The organism is Nocardia pneumoniae NBRC 100136 (assembly GCF_000308755.1).
In the GTDB taxonomy this organism is placed as follows: domain Bacteria; phylum Actinomycetota; class Actinomycetes; order Mycobacteriales; family Mycobacteriaceae; genus Nocardia; species Nocardia pneumoniae.
This window is the reverse complement of the sequence record NZ_BAGF01000083.1, coordinates 1-16,564: the sequence shown is the minus strand read 5'-3', so window position 1 is coordinate 16,564 and position 16,564 is coordinate 1. Positions and strand designations below refer to the sequence as shown.

The 16,564-nt window shown below is 69.1% G+C and carries 14 protein-coding genes and 1 pseudogene; 9 read left to right on the top strand and 6 right to left on the bottom strand.

Annotation, left to right across the window (positions count from 1 at the left end; genetic code table 11):
• From ON34_RS26840 to ON34_RS26825, 4 genes and pseudogenes are all read left to right on the top strand, one after another.
• A pseudogene (locus ON34_RS26840) lies at positions 1 to 458 on the top strand (IniB N-terminal domain-containing protein); the annotation flags it as partial.
• 37 nt (positions 459 to 495) lie between these two features.
• Positions 496 to 2,358, top strand: a complete 1,863-nt coding sequence (locus tag ON34_RS26835) for a dynamin family protein (RefSeq protein ID WP_040784629.1) — start codon at positions 496 to 498, stop codon at positions 2,356 to 2,358.
• A 157-nt stretch (positions 2,359 to 2,515) separates the two neighbouring features.
• Entirely contained in the window at positions 2,516 to 4,069 is a 1,554-nt protein-coding gene (locus ON34_RS26830; RefSeq protein ID WP_174372078.1) for a dynamin family protein, read from the top strand.
• 132 nt (positions 4,070 to 4,201) lie between these two features.
• On the top strand, positions 4,202 to 4,846 hold the full coding sequence (locus ON34_RS26825) for an endonuclease (protein WP_040784627.1): 645 nt from the start codon (positions 4,202 to 4,204) through the stop codon (positions 4,844 to 4,846).
• Positions 4,847 to 4,858: 12 nt separating this feature from the next.
• Here the strand turns inward: ON34_RS26825 and ON34_RS26820 are convergent, their stop codons facing one another.
• Entirely contained in the window at positions 4,859 to 6,022 is a 1,164-nt protein-coding gene (locus tag ON34_RS26820) for a zinc-binding dehydrogenase (RefSeq protein WP_040784623.1), read from the bottom strand.
• A 397-nt stretch (positions 6,023 to 6,419) separates the two neighbouring features.
• Between ON34_RS26820 and dnaK the strand changes: the two genes are divergently transcribed.
• The 5 genes from dnaK (at position 6,420) to ON34_RS26795 (ending at position 12,253) form a co-directional block, all read left to right on the top strand.
• Complete coding sequence (dnaK, locus tag ON34_RS26815) at positions 6,420 to 8,270, top strand: molecular chaperone DnaK (protein WP_040784621.1); 1,851 nt, start codon at positions 6,420 to 6,422, stop codon at positions 8,268 to 8,270.
• Entirely contained in the window at positions 8,267 to 8,950 is a 684-nt protein-coding gene (gene grpE, locus ON34_RS26810; protein ID WP_040784618.1) for a nucleotide exchange factor GrpE, read from the top strand. The genes dnaK and grpE overlap by 4 nt, the downstream gene beginning before the upstream one ends.
• A 24-nt stretch (positions 8,951 to 8,974) precedes the next feature.
• Positions 8,975 to 10,129 (top strand): molecular chaperone DnaJ, encoded by a 1,155-nt coding sequence (gene dnaJ / locus ON34_RS26805; protein WP_040784615.1) that lies wholly within the window; start codon positions 8,975 to 8,977, stop codon positions 10,127 to 10,129.
• Positions 10,129 to 10,548 (top strand): heat shock protein transcriptional repressor HspR, encoded by a 420-nt coding sequence (locus ON34_RS26800; protein ID WP_040784612.1) that lies wholly within the window; start codon positions 10,129 to 10,131, stop codon positions 10,546 to 10,548. Before dnaJ ends, ON34_RS26800 begins: the two co-directional genes overlap by 1 nt.
• A gap of 535 nt (positions 10,549 to 11,083) precedes the next feature.
• On the top strand, positions 11,084 to 12,253 hold the full coding sequence (locus tag ON34_RS26795; RefSeq protein ID WP_040784610.1) for an FAD-binding oxidoreductase: 1,170 nt from the start codon (positions 11,084 to 11,086) through the stop codon (positions 12,251 to 12,253).
• A gap of 20 nt (positions 12,254 to 12,273) precedes the next feature.
• Here the strand turns inward: ON34_RS26795 and ON34_RS26790 are convergent, their stop codons facing one another.
• The 5 genes from ON34_RS26790 to ON34_RS37235 form a co-directional block, all read right to left on the bottom strand.
• On the bottom strand, positions 12,274 to 13,038 hold the full coding sequence (locus ON34_RS26790) for an FAD-binding oxidoreductase (protein WP_040784608.1): 765 nt from the start codon (positions 13,036 to 13,038) through the stop codon (positions 12,274 to 12,276).
• A 30-nt stretch (positions 13,039 to 13,068) separates the two neighbouring features.
• Positions 13,069 to 14,226, bottom strand: a complete 1,158-nt coding sequence (locus ON34_RS26785) for an FAD-binding oxidoreductase (RefSeq protein ID WP_040784606.1) — start codon at positions 14,224 to 14,226, stop codon at positions 13,069 to 13,071.
• Positions 14,227 to 14,451: 225 nt separating this feature from the next.
• Positions 14,452 to 15,336: an LLM class flavin-dependent oxidoreductase gene (locus tag ON34_RS26780; protein ID WP_085997142.1), complete on the bottom strand. Its 885-nt coding sequence runs from the start codon at positions 15,334 to 15,336 to the stop codon at positions 14,452 to 14,454.
• 43 nt (positions 15,337 to 15,379) lie between these two features.
• Complete coding sequence (locus ON34_RS26775) at positions 15,380 to 16,315, bottom strand: NADP-dependent oxidoreductase (RefSeq protein WP_040784603.1); 936 nt, start codon at positions 16,313 to 16,315, stop codon at positions 15,380 to 15,382.
• 15 nt (positions 16,316 to 16,330) lie between these two features.
• Positions 16,331 to 16,564: hypothetical protein (locus ON34_RS37235; RefSeq protein ID WP_218003934.1), on the bottom strand; the 234-nt coding region annotated here is incomplete at its 5' end.

Below are 16,564 nucleotides of genomic sequence, written 5' to 3'. Positions count from 1 at the left end.
CCGCGGGCAACGCGGGCGCGGGGCTGTCCGGCGGGCTCGAGGGTGCGTCGAGCGCCGGTGCGCAGTGGGGCTCGAGCCTGGACAGCGGAGTCAGCGGCGGTATCGATGCTGGTACGCACGCGACCTCCGGTCTGTCCACGGGCCTCGACACCACGTCCGGGCTCGGTGGTGGACTGAACTCGACTGTCGGCGGCGCGGCGGACGCGGGTGCCGGACTCGGTGGCTCGGCGAGCGGCGCCACGCACGGCGCGGTGGACACCGGGGCGGGTCTCGGTGGCAGCGTCGGCTCGACCGCGCACACTTGGTCCTCGCTGGATGTGTCGAGCGCCTTCGGTTCGGGTCTGGACAGCACCACGGGTGCGCAGACCGACGCGGGCCTGTTCGGCGACGCGCACGCGGGCACGGATCTCTCCGGTTCGGCGGGTGCCGACCTGACGGGCGACACTTTCCTGCACTGACAGTTGACCGGTTCGACGGAAAGAGGTCCATACCGCGATGGGGACGCCCGCGCCGAACGCCACACCACCGGCGGTACCGCTGCTATCGGTACTCGGTGAGACCATCGCGGCGGCGCGCGCCGCGGGCCGCAACGATCTGGTCGGCCGCCTCGAGGTGGCGGCCGACCGGGTCCGTGACCCGCGCAGGCGCATCGTCGTCGCCGGGCAGCTGGACCAGGGGAAGAGCCGTTTCGTCAATGCGCTGCTGAACCTGGACATCTGCCCGGTCGGCGACGACGCCACCACCACGGTGCCGATGCTGCTCTCGCACGGCTCCGAGCCGCGAGCCGAGCTGGTGCTCGCGGCGCACGGCGACTCGAGCGGTGCGGAGACCAGAGTCGCCGTGCCGATCGCGGAGATCGGTGCGATCGACCCGCGATCGCCCTTGGCGCAGGGGCGGCGGATCGTGCGTCTGGAAGTTCAGATTCCCAACGCGCTGCTGGCCGACGGCATCCTCCTGGTCGACACTCCCGGCGTCGGCGGCCACGGCAACGCCCACGCCGCCGGTGTGCTCGGGATGGTGCCCGCCGCCGACGCGGTGCTGGTGCTGTCGGACGCCTCCACCGAGCTCACCGAGCCGGAGCTGGCCTTCCTGCGCCAGGTGCGCGAGCTGTGCCCGACGGTCGCGCTGCTGCTCACCAAGACCGACCTGTACCCGCACTGGCGCCAAGTGCACGAAGCGGATCTGGGCCATCTCGCGCGTGCCCGCCTCGACGTGCCGGTGATCCCGGTCTCGTCGCTGTTGCGCAGCCACGCGATGGCGTTGCAGGACAGCCAGCTGGGTGTCGAATCCGGGTTCGGCGTGCTCTACCAATTCCTGCGCGACCAGGTCGTGGCACGCGACCAAGTGGCCACACGTACTGCGGTCGCCCGCGACATCCGCTCCGCGGCGGAACATCTCGCGCTCGCGCTGGGCAGCGAGCTGGTCGCCGTCCGGGATCCGGCCCAAGGCGCGGCGGCGGTGCGGGAACTGCAATCCGCCCGCACGGCCGCCGAGGAACTGCACCGCAGAACCGCCGCGTGGCAGCAGACCCTCGCCGACGGCATCACCGACCTGGCTGGAGATGTCGACCACGATCTGCGCGACCGGTTGCGCACCATCGCCAGGACCACCGAGGAATGGATCGACGAGCACGATCCCGGCAGGCACTGGGATCGCATCGCCGAACACCTCACCGGCACGGTCGACACCGCGCTCGGGGACAACCTGCTGTGGACCCACTCCCGCGCGATCGAGCTCGCCGAACGGGTCGCCGAGCATTTCTCCGAGTTGGGCGCCGTCGACCTGCCGGACGTGCGGCCCGGCCTGCGCGCCGACACCGGCCGCGCCATCTCCGGCACGCTCGCCGATCTGGAACCCGACATCGGCTTCGGCAGCAAGCTGCTCGTCGGCATGCGCGGCTCGTACGGCGGCGTGCTGATGGTGGGCCTGGCCAGTACCTTCGCCGGGCTCGCGATGCTCAACCCGATCTCGATCGGTGCCGGACTCGTGGTGGGCGGCAAAGCCTTCCGGGACGACAAGCAGGCCAGGCTGGCCAAGCGGCGCAACGAGGCGAAGGCGGCGGTGCGCCGCTTCGTCGACGACGTGGCGTTCCAGGCGGGCAAGGAGTCGAAGGATCGCCTGCACCGCATCCACCGTGCGCTGCGCGATCACTACGCCGGCGTCGCCGAGCGCAGCCTCCGCTCGATCGATGAGTCGCTGCGTGCCGCGCAGGAGGCGGCGAGCATGGTCGCCACCCGCCGCGCCGAGCGTGGCGCACAGCTCGAACAGCAGCTGCGCGTGGTCGCCGAGCTGCGCCGATATGCCGATGCCATGCAGACCGCACTACCGAGGGGACCCGCCGGTACGGTAGCCCCGTGAGGGAGCGGAGCGAGCGAACCATGGACACAGCGGAGCACTCGCTCATGCCGGAGCCGAGCGTCAGCGAGGCGCAGGCATGAGGGAGCCTCAGCGAGTGAACCGAGGATACGGCGGCGCGGCGGCGCACGACGAAGCCGAGCGCAGGCCGGGCGCGGGCGTGAGACGCGAAAGTGGCGCGGTGCCCAGCATCGTCGCCGAGGCGCATCGGCTGGTCGGTGCGGCGCAGGCGGCGCTGGCGAGCGAGCCGCGGCCGCGCGCGCTGCTGGCCGACTGCGCCCGACGACTGGACCAGCCGTTGCGTGTGGCGCTGGCCGGTTCGATCAAGGCGGGCAAGTCGACGCTGCTGAATTCCCTTGTCGGGCAAGACATCGCACCCACGGACGCGACCGAGTGCACCAGGGTGGTCACGTGGTACCGGTACGGCTCCACCCCGAGCGTGACCGCGTACGCCGCCGACGGCGCCCGCGCGCACGTCGTGGTCCGGCGCGGCAGTGGAACGCATGGGCTGACCTTCGACCTGGATCGGCTCAACTGGAGCGCCCCTATGCCGCGCGAGGTCGACCACCTCGAGGTCGAATGGCCCGCGGCGGCGCTCGCGCACACGACCATCATCGATACGCCGGGGACGTCGTCGCTGTCGCGGGAGGTATCCCGGCGCACCACACGGCTGTTGACGCCAGGGGAGGACGACGAGCGGGCCGAGCAGGGCATCGCCATACCGGGCGCCGACGCGGTCGTGTATCTGCTGCGCAGGCTGGACGCGGCGGATGTGCAGTTCCTGGAGCGCGTCGGCGCGGGGACCGCGGCGGCCAACGGTGGTCCGGGGTCGGCGGGTCCGCTCGGCATCGTCGGCGTGGTTTCCCGCGCGGACGAGATCGGCGCGGGTCGGATCGACGCGTTGCACTCGGCGCGGGAGGTCGCGGCGCGTTTTGCCGGGGAACTCGAGCGAACCGGCTTGTGCCAGGCCGTGATCCCGGTCGCGGGGCTGCTGGCGTTCGCCGCGGCGACGCTGCGTCAGCAGGAGTTCGCCGCGTTCGAGGCACTGGCGAGCCTGCGCGTCAACGAGCTGGAGGCCGCGCTGCTGTCGGCGGATCGCTTCGCGCGCGCGGCCGTTCCGCTGCCGGTGCCGCCGGAACTGCGCGCGCAACTCGCCGAACGATTCGGCCTGTTCGGTATCCGCATGGCGGTCACCCTGATTCGCCTCGGGGTGCGCGATTCGGCCACGCTCGCCGCCGAATTGACCAGCCGCAGCGGGGTCGACGAACTGCGCTCGGTGCTCGACATCCAGTTCGGCCAGCGGGCCGACCAGCTCAAGGCGCATTCCGCGCTCACGGCGTTGGCCAGGGTGCTCACCGCCTACCCGGGCACACCGGCCGACCGCGTGTTGCCCCGGGTGCGCACGCTGCTCGCGGACGTGCACGGTTTCGCCGAGCTACGCCTGCTCGGCCGCTTGCGCACCGACGAACTTGCCTTGCCCGCGGACGATCTCACCGAGCTGCATCGCCTCATCGGCGGCTCGGGCATCGCACCCCATCTGCGCCTCGGCCTGCCGATCGACGCCGCGCCCGCGGTGCAGCGCGCCCACGCCGTCGCGGCGGTCCGGAAATGGCGCGCCCGCGCCCGCCATCCCCTCGCCGATCAGTTCACCGTCACCGCCTGCCTCACGGCGGCACGCAGCGCGGAAGGCGCTCTGAGTCTGCTGCCGGAATAACGCCTCCTGCCTGGTGCGTCGAGGCATCCAGCCGCCCTCCCGCGGTGGCCTCCGGCGTGCCGAGACGCCTGGTCGCGGACGGTGTAGCCGACGTGGCGCCGGGTATGCCGCCGATAGCGAGAGGAGGCAACGATGAGCCAAGAGGATGTCGTACACGAACTGCTCGTCCGGGCGGGCACGGGGTACGCCGAAGAAGCCGGTATCACGCTCGAGGACAAACCGTCCGCGCTGTTCCAGCTGCTCATGCTCGCCCAGCTGCTCAGCACCCGAATCTCCGCCGAGATCGGGGTAGCGGCCGCACGGGAGCTGATCGCCAACGGCTACCGCACGCCGCACCGGGTCGCGGACGCGGATTGGCAGGAGCTGGTGGACGTGCTCGACCGGGCGAACTACGTCCGGTACGACGAGAGCGCCGCGACCCGTCTGGGCGCCAATGCGTCGCGCGTGCTCGACCGGTATCACGGAGACCTGCGTGAACTCGCGAAGAAGGCGGAGCGCGATCCGAAGCGTGCCGCCGAATTGCTGCAGGAGTTCCAGGGCATCGGCCCGACCGGAAGCGACATCTTCCTGCGCGAAGTCCAGGACATCTGGACGTGGGTGCGGCCGTACTTCGACGAGCGGGCGCTGCGCGGCGCCAAACGCGTCCAGCTGCCGGAGGATCCCGCCCGGCTGGGCGACCTCGCACCGAACCACCACACCGCGGAGCTCGCCGCCGCGCTCGTGCGGGTGACGCTGGACGAGAAGATCGCCGACGACGTCCTCGCCTCCGCCCCGTGATGGGGCGAGCGCTCAGACCGGTGTGACAGCGCGGGCGCGCGGGTCGATCAGGATCTTCGCGTGCCGCTCCGGGTTGCCGAGAGCGGTGAAGGCGTCCGCAACGCCTTCCAGCCCGACGGTCGCGGTGATCAACGGGCTCGGATCGACTTTTCCGTCGGCGAGCATGTGCAGGGTGTCGCGGAACTCGCCCGGGTCGTAGCCGAGCACGAACCGCAGTTCGATCTCCTTGTTGATCGCCATCGCGGGATGGAACCGGTCTGCCTCCATGCACACGCCGACCACGACCACACGTGACAGTGGCGGCGCCGCCGTGAGGATCTGATCGATGATCCCGGGCACGCCCACGCATTCGAAGATCACCGGCCCCGCCGGTCCCGCGTTCAGGGTGTGCGCCAGCCGGAAGACATACCACCACGGCAGGCCGGGGAGCCGCCGGAGCCGTTCCATGGTGTCGAAACCCAGGCCGAGGATGTCGGTGACGCCTTTGATCCGCCCCTTCTGCGGAGCGGCTTCCCACGGCGACTCGGTCGCCGGGTCGACCACGACGTCGGCGCCGCAGGCGGTCGCGAGTTGGCGACGGCGGGGTGAGAAATCGCTCGCCACCACGGTGCGCACGCCCGCGGCCTTCAGCATGCTGATGACCGCGAGGCCGATCGGCCCGCAGCCGATGACGAAGGCGGTCCGGCCCGTGCCGACCCGGCCCTTGCGCACGGCGTGCCAGGCCACCGCCATCGGTTCGGTCAGCGCGGCGTGCTCGGCGGACAAGCCGTTGGGCACCGGCATGGTCATCGATTCCTGGACCACCACCTGTTCGGCATAGCCGCCGGGCGCCGCGGCCGAAAGCCCGACCAGATGCGGTTGCGTGCCGTGCCGCACGATCGGCAGGGCGACCACCGGGGTGCCCGTCTTCCACCGCCTGCGGCAGTCGGGGCCGTATTCGACGACCGTGCCGCTGAATTCGTGTCCGAGCACCACGCTCTGCTCCGAGCGCATGAAGTGCTCGTATCCGGTCGCCACCGCCAAGTCGGCCAATTCGTCGGCGTGCGTGCGGGCGTGCAGGTCCGAGCCGCAGATGCCGCAGCGGGTCACCTCGATCAGCACCTGGCCGGGCCCGGGACGCGGTGTGGGCAGTTCGGCGACCTCGAACTCGGCGGCGGTGACGACGGCGGCCCTCATGGCGACTCCTCGGATCGACGGCGCGGGCCCGGTCGGGCCGCCCTGGTCGTCACCCTAGTGCGGGGACCGGCCTGGACGAGCTGAACCGTCACGCGCTGATCGCGGCTTCCTCGGCCGCGCGGCGGTCACCCGACGCGCCATCCGTCTCCTGCTCCGGGAATTATTCGCGCGGATCGCCCGTTGAGCATGACAACAAGATTGAGTGTGACCGGCTCAAGTTTCGGTTGACTCCCGACCTCCTGCCGATGCAGGATTGAGTCGACCACGCTCAGTGTTGCTGGGGCCGTGCTCCGTGAGGTGCGAGGGGCGAGGTCTCGCGGTGCCCGGCATGGGCGCCGAAGGGCGGTTGTTCGCCCAGCACCGACACAGATTTGTACGTCAACTAGGAGGAAACACAATGGCTCGTGCGGTCGGAATCGACCTCGGGACCACGAACTCGGTCGTCTCCATTCTCGAAGGCGGAGAGCCGGTCGTCGTCGCCAACTCGGAAGGATCGCGCACCACCCCGTCGATCGTCGCGTTCGCGAAGAACGGCGAGGTACTGGTCGGCCAGCCGGCCAAGAACCAGGCCGTCACCAACGTCGACCGCACCATTCGCTCCGTCAAGCGGCACATCGGCACCGACTGGTCGGTGGACATCGACGGCAAGAAGTACACCGCGCAGGAGATCAGCGCCCGCGTGCTGATGAAGCTCAAGCGCGACGCGGAGGCCTACCTCGGTGAGGAGATCACCGACGCGGTCATCACCGTGCCGGCCTACTTCGAGGACTCGCAGCGTCAGGCGACCAAGGAGGCAGGCCAGATCGCGGGCATGAACGTGCTCCGCATCGTCAACGAGCCCACCGCGGCCGCGCTCGCGTACGGCCTGGACAAGGGCGACAAGGAGCAGACCATCCTGGTCTTCGACCTCGGTGGCGGCACCTTCGACGTCTCGCTGCTGGAGATCGGCGAGGGCGTCGTCGAGGTCCGCGCTACCTCGGGTGACAACCACCTCGGTGGCGACGACTGGGACGAGCGGGTCGTCAAGTGGCTGGTCGACAAGTTCAAGGCCAGCTCGGGCATCGACCTGACCAAGGACAAGATGGCCATGCAGCGGCTGCGTGAGGCCGCCGAGAAGGCCAAGATCGAGCTGAGCTCCTCGCAGAGCACCTCGATCAACCTGCCCTACATCACCGTCGACGCCGACAAGAACCCGCTGTTCCTCGACGAGCAGCTGACCCGCGCCGAGTTCCAGAAGATCACCTCGGACCTGCTCGACCGCACCCGCGCGCCGTTCCAGTCCGTGATCAAGGACGCGGGCATCAAGGTGTCCGACATCGACCACGTCGTGCTGGTCGGCGGTTCCACCCGCATGCCCGCCGTCACCGACCTGGTGCGCGAGCTGACCGGCGGCAAGGAGCCGAACAAGGGCGTGAACCCGGACGAGGTGGTCGCCGTCGGCGCCGCGCTGCAGGCCGGTGTGCTCAAGGGTGAGGTCAAGGACGTCCTGCTGCTCGACGTGACCCCGCTGTCGCTGGGCATCGAGACCAAGGGCGGCGTGATGACCAAGCTCATCGAGCGCAACACCACCATCCCGACCAAGCGCTCGGAGACCTTCACCACGGCCGACGACAACCAGCCGTCGGTGCAGATCCAGGTGTTCCAGGGTGAGCGCGAGATCGCCTCGCACAACAAACTGCTCGGCTCCTTCGAGCTGACCGGCATCCCGCCGGCCCCGCGCGGCGTGCCGCAGATCGAGGTCACCTTCGACATCGACGCCAACGGCATCGTGCACGTCACCGCGAAGGACAAGGGCACCGGCAAGGAGAACACGATCAAGATCCAGGACGGCTCCGGCCTGTCCAAGGAAGAGATCGACCGGATGATCAAGGACGCCGAGGCGCACGCCGCCGAGGACAAGGCCCGCCGCGAGGAGGCCGAGACCCGCAACCAGGCCGAGTCGCTGGTGCACCAGACCGAGAAGTTCATCAAGGAGAACGAGGACAAGGTCCCTGCGGACGTCAAGTCCAAGGTCGAGGCGGCCATCGCCGAGGCGAACACGGCCCTCAAGGGCACCGACATCGCCGCGGTCAAGGCGGCCGTGGAGAAGCTGGCGACCGAGTCGCAGGCGCTCGGCCAGGCCATCTACGAGGCCTCGGCCGCGGACGCCGCGGCTTCCGGCGACGGCGCGTCGTCGAGCGCCGCGTCGGATGACCAGGTCGTGGACGCCGAGGTTGTGGACGAGCCGGTCGACACGGAGAAGAAGTGAGCGAGGGAAACGCGGAGAAGGAACCGATCACCTTCGTCGACAACCGGAAGATCGACCCGGAGACCGGGGAGATTCGCGAGCCGGCCGCGGACAACGGCACCGCGGCCGGCCCGGCCCCGGAGTCGGGCAACGGCGCGGAACCGGACAACGGCGGGGAGTCTCAGGCGCTCGCCGACACCATCAGCGGCGAACTCGCCGAGCGCACCGCGGATCTGCAGCGGCTGACCGCGGAGTACGCCAACTACCGCCGCCGGGTCGAGCGCGACCGCAAGACCGCGATCGACGCCGCCAAGGCCTCGGTGGTCACCGAATTGCTGGGTGTGCTCGACGATCTCGACCGGGCGCGAGCGCACGGCGACTTGGAATCGGGTCCGCTGAAGTCGGTGGCCGACAAGCTGGCGGCCGCGCTGCAGAAGCAGGGTCTCGAGGAGTTCGGTTCGGAGGGTGACCCTTTCGATCCGACCCTGCACGAGGCCGTGCAGCACGAGGGTTCCGGCCACGACCCGGTGATCGGCATCGTGATGCGCAAAGGCTATCGCTTCGGCGATAGGGTGCTTCGGCACGCGCTCGTCGGGGTAACCGATGGCGTGGCCGATCTGACGGAAACCACCGAGGCGGCGACCGCCGATCGGGCGACGGAAGAGGCATCGGACGTTGATGCCGACGCGAACGACAATTAAGCACGCGAGAGGAGGAGATGCTCGGTGAGCCAACGGGAGTGGATCGAAAAGGACTTCTACAAGGAGCTGGGTCTCTCCTCCACTGCCTCGCAGGACGAGATCAAGAAGGCCTACCGCAAGCTCGCACGCGACTTGCACCCGGACGCCAATCCCGGTGACACCAAAGCCGAGGAGCGGTTCAAGGCCGTCAGCGAGGCGCATGCCGTGCTGTCGGATCCGGCCAAGCGCAAAGAGTACGACGACACGCGTAAGCTCTTCGCGGGCGGCGGATACAGCCGGGGCGGCTTCGGTTCCGGCGCGGGCGGATTCTCGCAGGAGTTCAACCTCGGCGACATCTTCGGTGGCGCGACCGCGGGCGACGGTGGCCTCGGCGACCTGCTCGGCGGTCTGTTCAACCGGGGTGGCACGCGGACCTCCAGCCGCCCCCGGCGCGGCTCCGACGTGGAGACCGAGACGACTCTCGGCTTCCGGGAGGCGGCCCAGGGCGTCACGGTTCCGCTGCGGATGACCAGCCCCTCGCCGTGCACCACGTGTCACGGCAGCGGCGCCAAGCCGGGGACGAGTCCGCGAGTCTGCCCGGTCTGCAACGGAAACGGCGTGGTCAGCCGCAACCAGGGCGCGTTCGGCTTCAGCGAGCCGTGCGACGAGTGCCGGGGCAGCGGTTCGATCATCGACGATCCGTGCGCCGACTGCCGTGGCAGCGGTATCCAGAACCGCACACGTACCATCACGGTGCGGATTCCCCCTGGAGTCGGTGACGGGCAACGGATCCGGCTGGCCGGTCAGGGCGAGGCGGGGCTGCGTGGGGCGCCCTCGGGCGATCTCTACGTCACCGTTCACGTCAGCCAGGACAAGGTCTTCGGCCGCAACGGCGACGACCTGACCCTGGTGCTTCCGGTCAGTTACGCCGAATTGGTGCTCGGCACCACGGTGTCGGTGCCCACGCTGGAGGGCCGGGTCGGCGTCAAGGTGCCGCCGGGCACCGCCGACGGCCGTACCCTGCGCGTGCGTGGCCGCGGCGTGCCCAAGCGCGGCGGCGGCGCGGGTGACCTGCTGGTGACCGTCAAGGTGGCGGTGCCGCAGAAACTGGACAGTGACGCCGTGGAAGCGCTCGAGCGCTACCGGGAGGCGGAGCGGGCCAGTGGTTTCGATCCACGTGCGGGATGGGCAGGTGCGTGATGTCCTCTGAACCGAAGAACGCGTCCGGCGGGTCGCGCGCCGAGTTCTTCATGATCTCGGTGGCGGCCCAGCTGGCCGGCATGCACGCGCAGACGCTGCGCACGTATGACCGTCTGGGACTGGTTACGCCGCAACGCACTTCGGGCGGCGGGCGGCGCTACTCGGCCAGGGACGTGGAGCTGCTGCGCGAGGTGCAGCGGCTGTCCCAGGACGAGGGCGTCAACCTGGCGGGCATCAAGCGCATCATCGAACTGACCAATCAGGTGGAGGAACTGCGTCAGCAGGTCGCCGAGCTGTCGGCGGAGCTGGAGCGGATGCGGGCGGGGTACCGCCCCGATCTCTCTCCTCCGCAACGCAGTACCGCGTTGGTCGTCTGGCAGCCGCGCAATCGCCGCGACGACAGCAGGCACCGCCGGTAACGACACACCATCAGGCCCCCGGCCTGGCGATCGCGCAGCGCTATCGCCAGGCCGGGGGCCTTGTCGTTCCGGCGTGGTCGCCACCCGATTTGCTGACAGTAAACCAGGATATGTTCGTCGTATATCGTACAAATCACGCCATTTTCGCGCCGAAGCACCTGGGCGTTTTCACCATAGACCGATCGACGGTATCGGCGGTGTTCGGATGCGCCGTGATCGGATCGGCAGTTCCAGAGTTGCCCCACGGTCGCTGGAACAGACCGATCGGGACGTAATTTCGCAAGGGGGCCTTGAGATTTCGGCGGTCATCCGGCCGATTTTGCGCCAGATGCGCCGTCTTGCAGTCGGTTTCTCTGGCGTGTCTCGCTTTCTGCCCTCGTTTTGCTGAAATTGCACGCGTGATGTTCCATCGAAAGATTCCGTAGCTGGCAAACCTCGCCTACACTCCTTGCCATCGGCTGCTGTCGAGTGGCCCCGCAGCACCTCACTCGCCGGCACGGTTCGTGTACGAGTGCGAAATGGGGTTGTGATATCAATGGATTCGCGCACTGTCGCTTTGATCAGAACCACATTCAAGGCGGTTGCTGCGGAGGATGGGGGGCCGGAGAAACTGGCGAGATCGTTCTACGCGATCTTGTTCACCGACTATCCGCACGTCCGCGATTTCTTTCCGGCCGCGATGGACTCCCAGCGCGATCGCCTGGTCAAGGCGATCTCGTATGCGCTGGACCGGTTGGAGGAGCCCGAGAAGCTCCTACCCTTCCTGGCTCAATTGGGCAGGGACCACCGCAAATACGGCGTGCAGGCCGCGCACTACACCGCCGTGGCCACCGCGCTGAAGACGGCCGTCAAGGTGTTCGCGGGAACCGAGATGTGGACCGACGAGGTCGACCGGGCCTGGGACGAGGGTCTGAAGATCATCTCCGACACCATGATCGGCGCGGCGGAGAAGGAGACCACGCCGCCGGTGTGGACCGGCACCGTCATCGAGCGGCGCCAGGTGCTGCGCAACCTGATCATCGTCCGGCTGCAACTCGACCAGCCGATGCGGTATGCCGCGGGCCAATATCTGAGCGTGCAGATTCCGTCGCGGCCGCGCATGTGGCGCTACCTCTCACCCGCCGTGCCCGCGAACGACAACGGTGAGATCGAATTCCACGTCCGTGGCGTGCTCGGCGGCTGGGTCAGCTCGGCCATCGTCGCCCAGACCGCGGTCGGCGACCAGTGGCTGCTCGGGTCGCCGCTCGGTGGGCTCGGCATCCCGCGCAACACCAAGCGCAAGATGCTGATGGTCGGCTGCGGCACCGGCCTGGCACCGCTGCGCGCGCAACTCATGGCGATGGCGCAGCGGCGAACCAATCCGAAGGTGCACCTGTTCGTCGGCGGGCATCATCCGTGCGATCTCTACGATCTGGACACGTTGAACGACCTTGCGATGGCCAACCGCTGGCTCACCGTCACGCCGGTGACCGAACACGAGGACGACCCGTGGTGGCACATCGAACCCGACGAGCCGCGCGGCCCGTGGCCCGGCCTGGAGCCGCGGGTGACCGGGCAGATCGGCAAAGTCGTCGCGAGCTTCGGCCCCTGGGCCGACCGCGACGTGCAGATCGTCGGTTCCCCGTCGATGGTGCAGACCACGAAGTTTCGCCTCATGGCGGCGGGGACGATGGCGAAGAACATCCGCCACGACCCGCTGTTCTGAATGTGCGGCGCCGGGCTGGCTCAGAGTCCCTCGAATTGGATGACTTCCGCCGGGGTTCCGGTTTCGAGCAGTCGCTCGACGGTGGTCTGCACCATCGCGGGGGAGCCGCAGACGAGGACCTGGTGGTCCAGGAACGCGCCGTGCGAGCCGACCACGTCGGCGAGCGTGCCGTAGAGCAGGTCGTCGGATGGGAAGCCGATGTCGACGCGGGACTGCTCGTACCACTCGTCCACCCAGTCCGGGTCCTCCGGGCTCTCCACCACGGGAATCACGGTGAGCCAGGGCAATTCCCCGGCCAGCAGGTACAGCATGTCCTCGGCGTAGAGGTCGCGCGGGTAGCGCGCGCCGACGAACAGATAGGTGCGCGGCGGCTCCGGCTTGCGGGCCAGCTTGAGGATCTGCGCGCGCATCGGCGCCAATCCCGTTCCACCCGCGATCATGACCACCTCGGGGCCGTCCGGGTCCACCCAGAACCCGCCGAGCGGAGCGCTGATCCGCCACTCGTCACCGGGCTGGGTGTCGGCCACGATCGCGCCGCTGCACCAGCCGCCCGGCACCGTGCGCACGTGGAACTCCAGCTTGCCGTCCAGCGAGGGCGGCAGCGCCGGGGAGAGCCTGCGCCGCACGCCGGGGTGCTGCGGCACCCGCACCTCGACCGACTGGCCCGCGGCGAACGGCACGAATTCGCCGATCAACCGGATCACCGCGAGGTCGTGACGCAGCCGATGATGGCCGACCACGGTCGAGGTCCACTCCGGCGCCTCGTGCGCACCGTTGCCGAGCATGCTCGGATCCCCCACCGGGGCCTCCTTCGTTTACACAGGGTCGCAGCTGATGATCTGCTCGGGCGTGCCGACGGCGATGAGCGCGCGCCGGGTGTCCGCGATCATGCGCGCCGACCCGGCGATCTGGATCTGCCGGTCCGCCCACGCGCCGAAGCTCGCGACCACGGCGCCAAGGTTACCGATCAGGCGCCGGTGCATGCCGTACGGTGCGTCCTGCGCTGGATGCGGGTACCACCACGGGTTGGTCTTCTGCTCGCACACCGGCACGACGGTCAGCCACGGGTTGCTCTGCGACAGCTGCCACATGTTCTCCACGTCGTACAGGTCGCAGGGGTAGCGGCCGCCGATGAAGAAGTGCACCCGCGGGTTGATGCCGCGCTGGCCCATCTCGATCAGTTGCGCCCGCAGCGGGGCGATGCCGGTGCCCGCGCCGATCATCAGCACGTCGCGGCCGCTGTCCCGGTCGACGTGCAGGCCGCCCAGTGGCCCGGCGATCTGCCACCGGTCGCCGACCCTGGTCTCGTTGACGATCGCGGGGCTCACCCACCCACCGCGGATCTTGCGCACGTGGAACTCGATCTCGCCGTACGGGTTGGACGGGATGGCCGGGGAGAGGTAGCGCCACATCTTCGGACGCTGCGGCACGCAGACCGGCACGTACTGTCCGGCCTGGTAGGGCACCGGCCCCTCGGACTGCAGGCGCACGATGGCCAGGTCCTCCAACACGCGGCGATGACCAACCACGGTCGCCTCCCAGTACGGCTGGGACTTGTCGGAGTTGGCGCCGATGGCCATGGACGCCGAGATCAGGATGGTGATGTCGCGCCAGCCCTCTTCCAGGCCGCGGTTCCAGGCCGGGCCGTTGTAGACCCGGAACGCGGCCAGCAGGGCGCGCCCCGCGATGTCGTAGTGGGCTGCCTCGACGCCGAACTTGCGGTGGTCGCGGGCGAGTTGCTCGAGGAATTTCTGTGCCCGGTCCCAGTCCTCCAGATGGTCGAGCACGTACTGGATGGCCGTGGCTATCCGCTTGGCCTGCATGTCCATGGCGGGCGGGAACAACTCGCGCAGGCGGGGGTTCTCGGCGAACAAATGTCCGTAGAACGCGCTGACCAACCGCTCGGGTCCATTCGGCGATTCGATCACCGAACGAAAATTGGCGCGGACCAGCGCAGCCGAACGCGCATCCACGACGTCGAGCTTCCTTTCCCTCAGTTCTGCCCGGGGACATACCCGTTACCGGCGGTCTCCCGCCGACAAGTATCCCCGAAAATGCCGTGGTCGTGTTGGGTATAGGGCGTAAGACCGGCCCAAACGGTAATCGGTGGGCAAACGCGGATGTCGCTGACCCGCCCTTCGGGGCCGCGGACGAGCCGCACCGGAACCCTCGCCGCGTCGTCGCGATGAGATGGCCGGTCAGGCCCCGGCGGCAGCACGGACCGCGGGCACGACCTGCTCGGTATAACGACGGATCTGCTCGACCGGTTCCCCGTCGGTCGGCCAGAAGACGAATCCGTCGATCCGCTGGTCGCGGTGCAGTGCCAGCAGGTCGTCGACCCAGCGCTCCGGCGGGCCCTCCAGGAAGCCGTGGTCGGTTCCGTCCGCGGTGATGGTTCCGGACACGTTGTAGACCCGCCGCACCGCCAGCGGGTCGCGGTCGGCCGCCGCGGCGGCGTCGTCGATGCGCCTGCCCGCCTCGTCGAGCAACTCCGGCGGAGCCCACGCGGCCGAGGGCACCCAGCCGTCGGCGAGGCGACCGGTCAGCTCGAGCATGCGCGGTCCCTTGGCGCCGACCCAGATGCCGGGACGGTGGCGCGGAGGTGGGCCTGGGTGAGTGCCCGCGAGCGAGTAGAAGACGCCGGGCACACGGACGGATCGTTCGTCGCTCCACATCGCCCGGATCACCGCGATCGCCTCGGCCAGGGCTCGCAGCGCCTCTCCGCCGGTCCGGCGCGGCCCGCCCATCCCGGCGACGGCATCCCAGAAGGCGCCGGCGCCCAGGCCGAGATGGATCCGGCCGTCGCTGAGGATGTCGAGGGAGGCCACCGACTTCGCGAGGATCGCCGGATCGCGCAACGGAAGGTTGGCCACGTCGGGGAAGAAGCTCACTCGCGTTGTGCGCGCCGCGAGGGCGGTGATCAGCGTCCAGGTGTCCAGGAAGCGGCGCTGGTAGGGGTGGTCCTGGATGCCGATGAGGTCGAGCCCGGACGCGTCGGCGTACGCGCTCAGCTCGGTGAGCTGCCGGTGGTTGTCGGCTTCCGGGATGAGGAAAAGGCCGAATTCGGGCGGTCGGGTGCTCACGCACACCTCCGGGTGGTCTCGCGGGATGTCGATCCAGCGCTGCTCAAATGGCGAGCACGGTCTTGCCACGCGCGCCGGACGCGCCGATGACCGCGGGCCCCTCCGCGAGTGGAACGGTCGCGTCGATCGGTACCACCACGTCGCCTGCCGCCACCCGCTGGATCAGCCGGGCCAATTCGGGTGCTTTCCCCTTGGATTCGATATTGCCGCCCTTGATGGACCGCGCGCGCAAGGCCTCTTCGTCGGCGGCGAAGGTGGTGGAGTAGACCGTCCCGCCGTCGCGGACGATGGTGGTCAGCGCCGCGAGCGCCTCGGGCGAGCTCACCAGGTCGAACAGGACGTCTATGCCTTCGGGATGGGCGGCGAGGACTTGATCGCGCACCGGGCCCGCGGTGTAGTCGACCGTCTCGGCCGCGCCGAGGCGGGTCATCTGGTCGGCGGAGTCGCCACGCGCGGTCGCGATGACATGCGCGCCCGCGATATTTGCCAGCTGCACCAGGAACGAGCCGACGCCACCGGTGGCGCCGACGATCAGCACGGTTTGACCGGGTTGGATGTTGGTGGCGTCCACGAGATCCTGCGCGGTGACCCCCGCGGTCGGCAACGCCGCGGCCTGGACGGTCGGGACGCCCACCGGAATGGGCACCAGCGTGCCGCCTTCGGGCAGCACGGCGTACTCGGCGAAGCTGCCGTGGCCGACCGGTGGTGTGAGGAACTTGCCCACCACCCGGTCGCCGACCGCGAACCGGCTGACGCCAGCGCCGACCGTGGCCACGGTGCCCGCGCCGTCCACCCCGAGGATCATCGGAAAATCATGTGGCAGTTTGCCGTCCAGTATTCCGGAGGCCATCCGCTGGTCGAAGGGATTCACCCCCGCCGCCTGGAGTTGCACCCGCACGGTTCCCGGCCCCGGCTCGGGTATCGGCATCTCGGCTAGCTCCGGTGTCGCTCCGAACTTCCGTACCACGATCGCGCGCATCCGTTGGCTCCTCGACTAGGGCTGAATGATGATGCATCGATTGACGGCCGTCGCCATCGTAGGCACCCGAAGGTCATCTACATGCGCAATCACCGTATCGGCGGTGTCGGAGTCGTCGTTTTCGCCGATGTCGGGGCGTAGCGTTCCACTCGAACCGGCGAGCGGCACGAGCGTTGGAACGGCTCGAGCGAACAATTCAAACTTGAGTGGAACAGACTCAACCTTTCGAACGTTGGATGGGTAGGAACG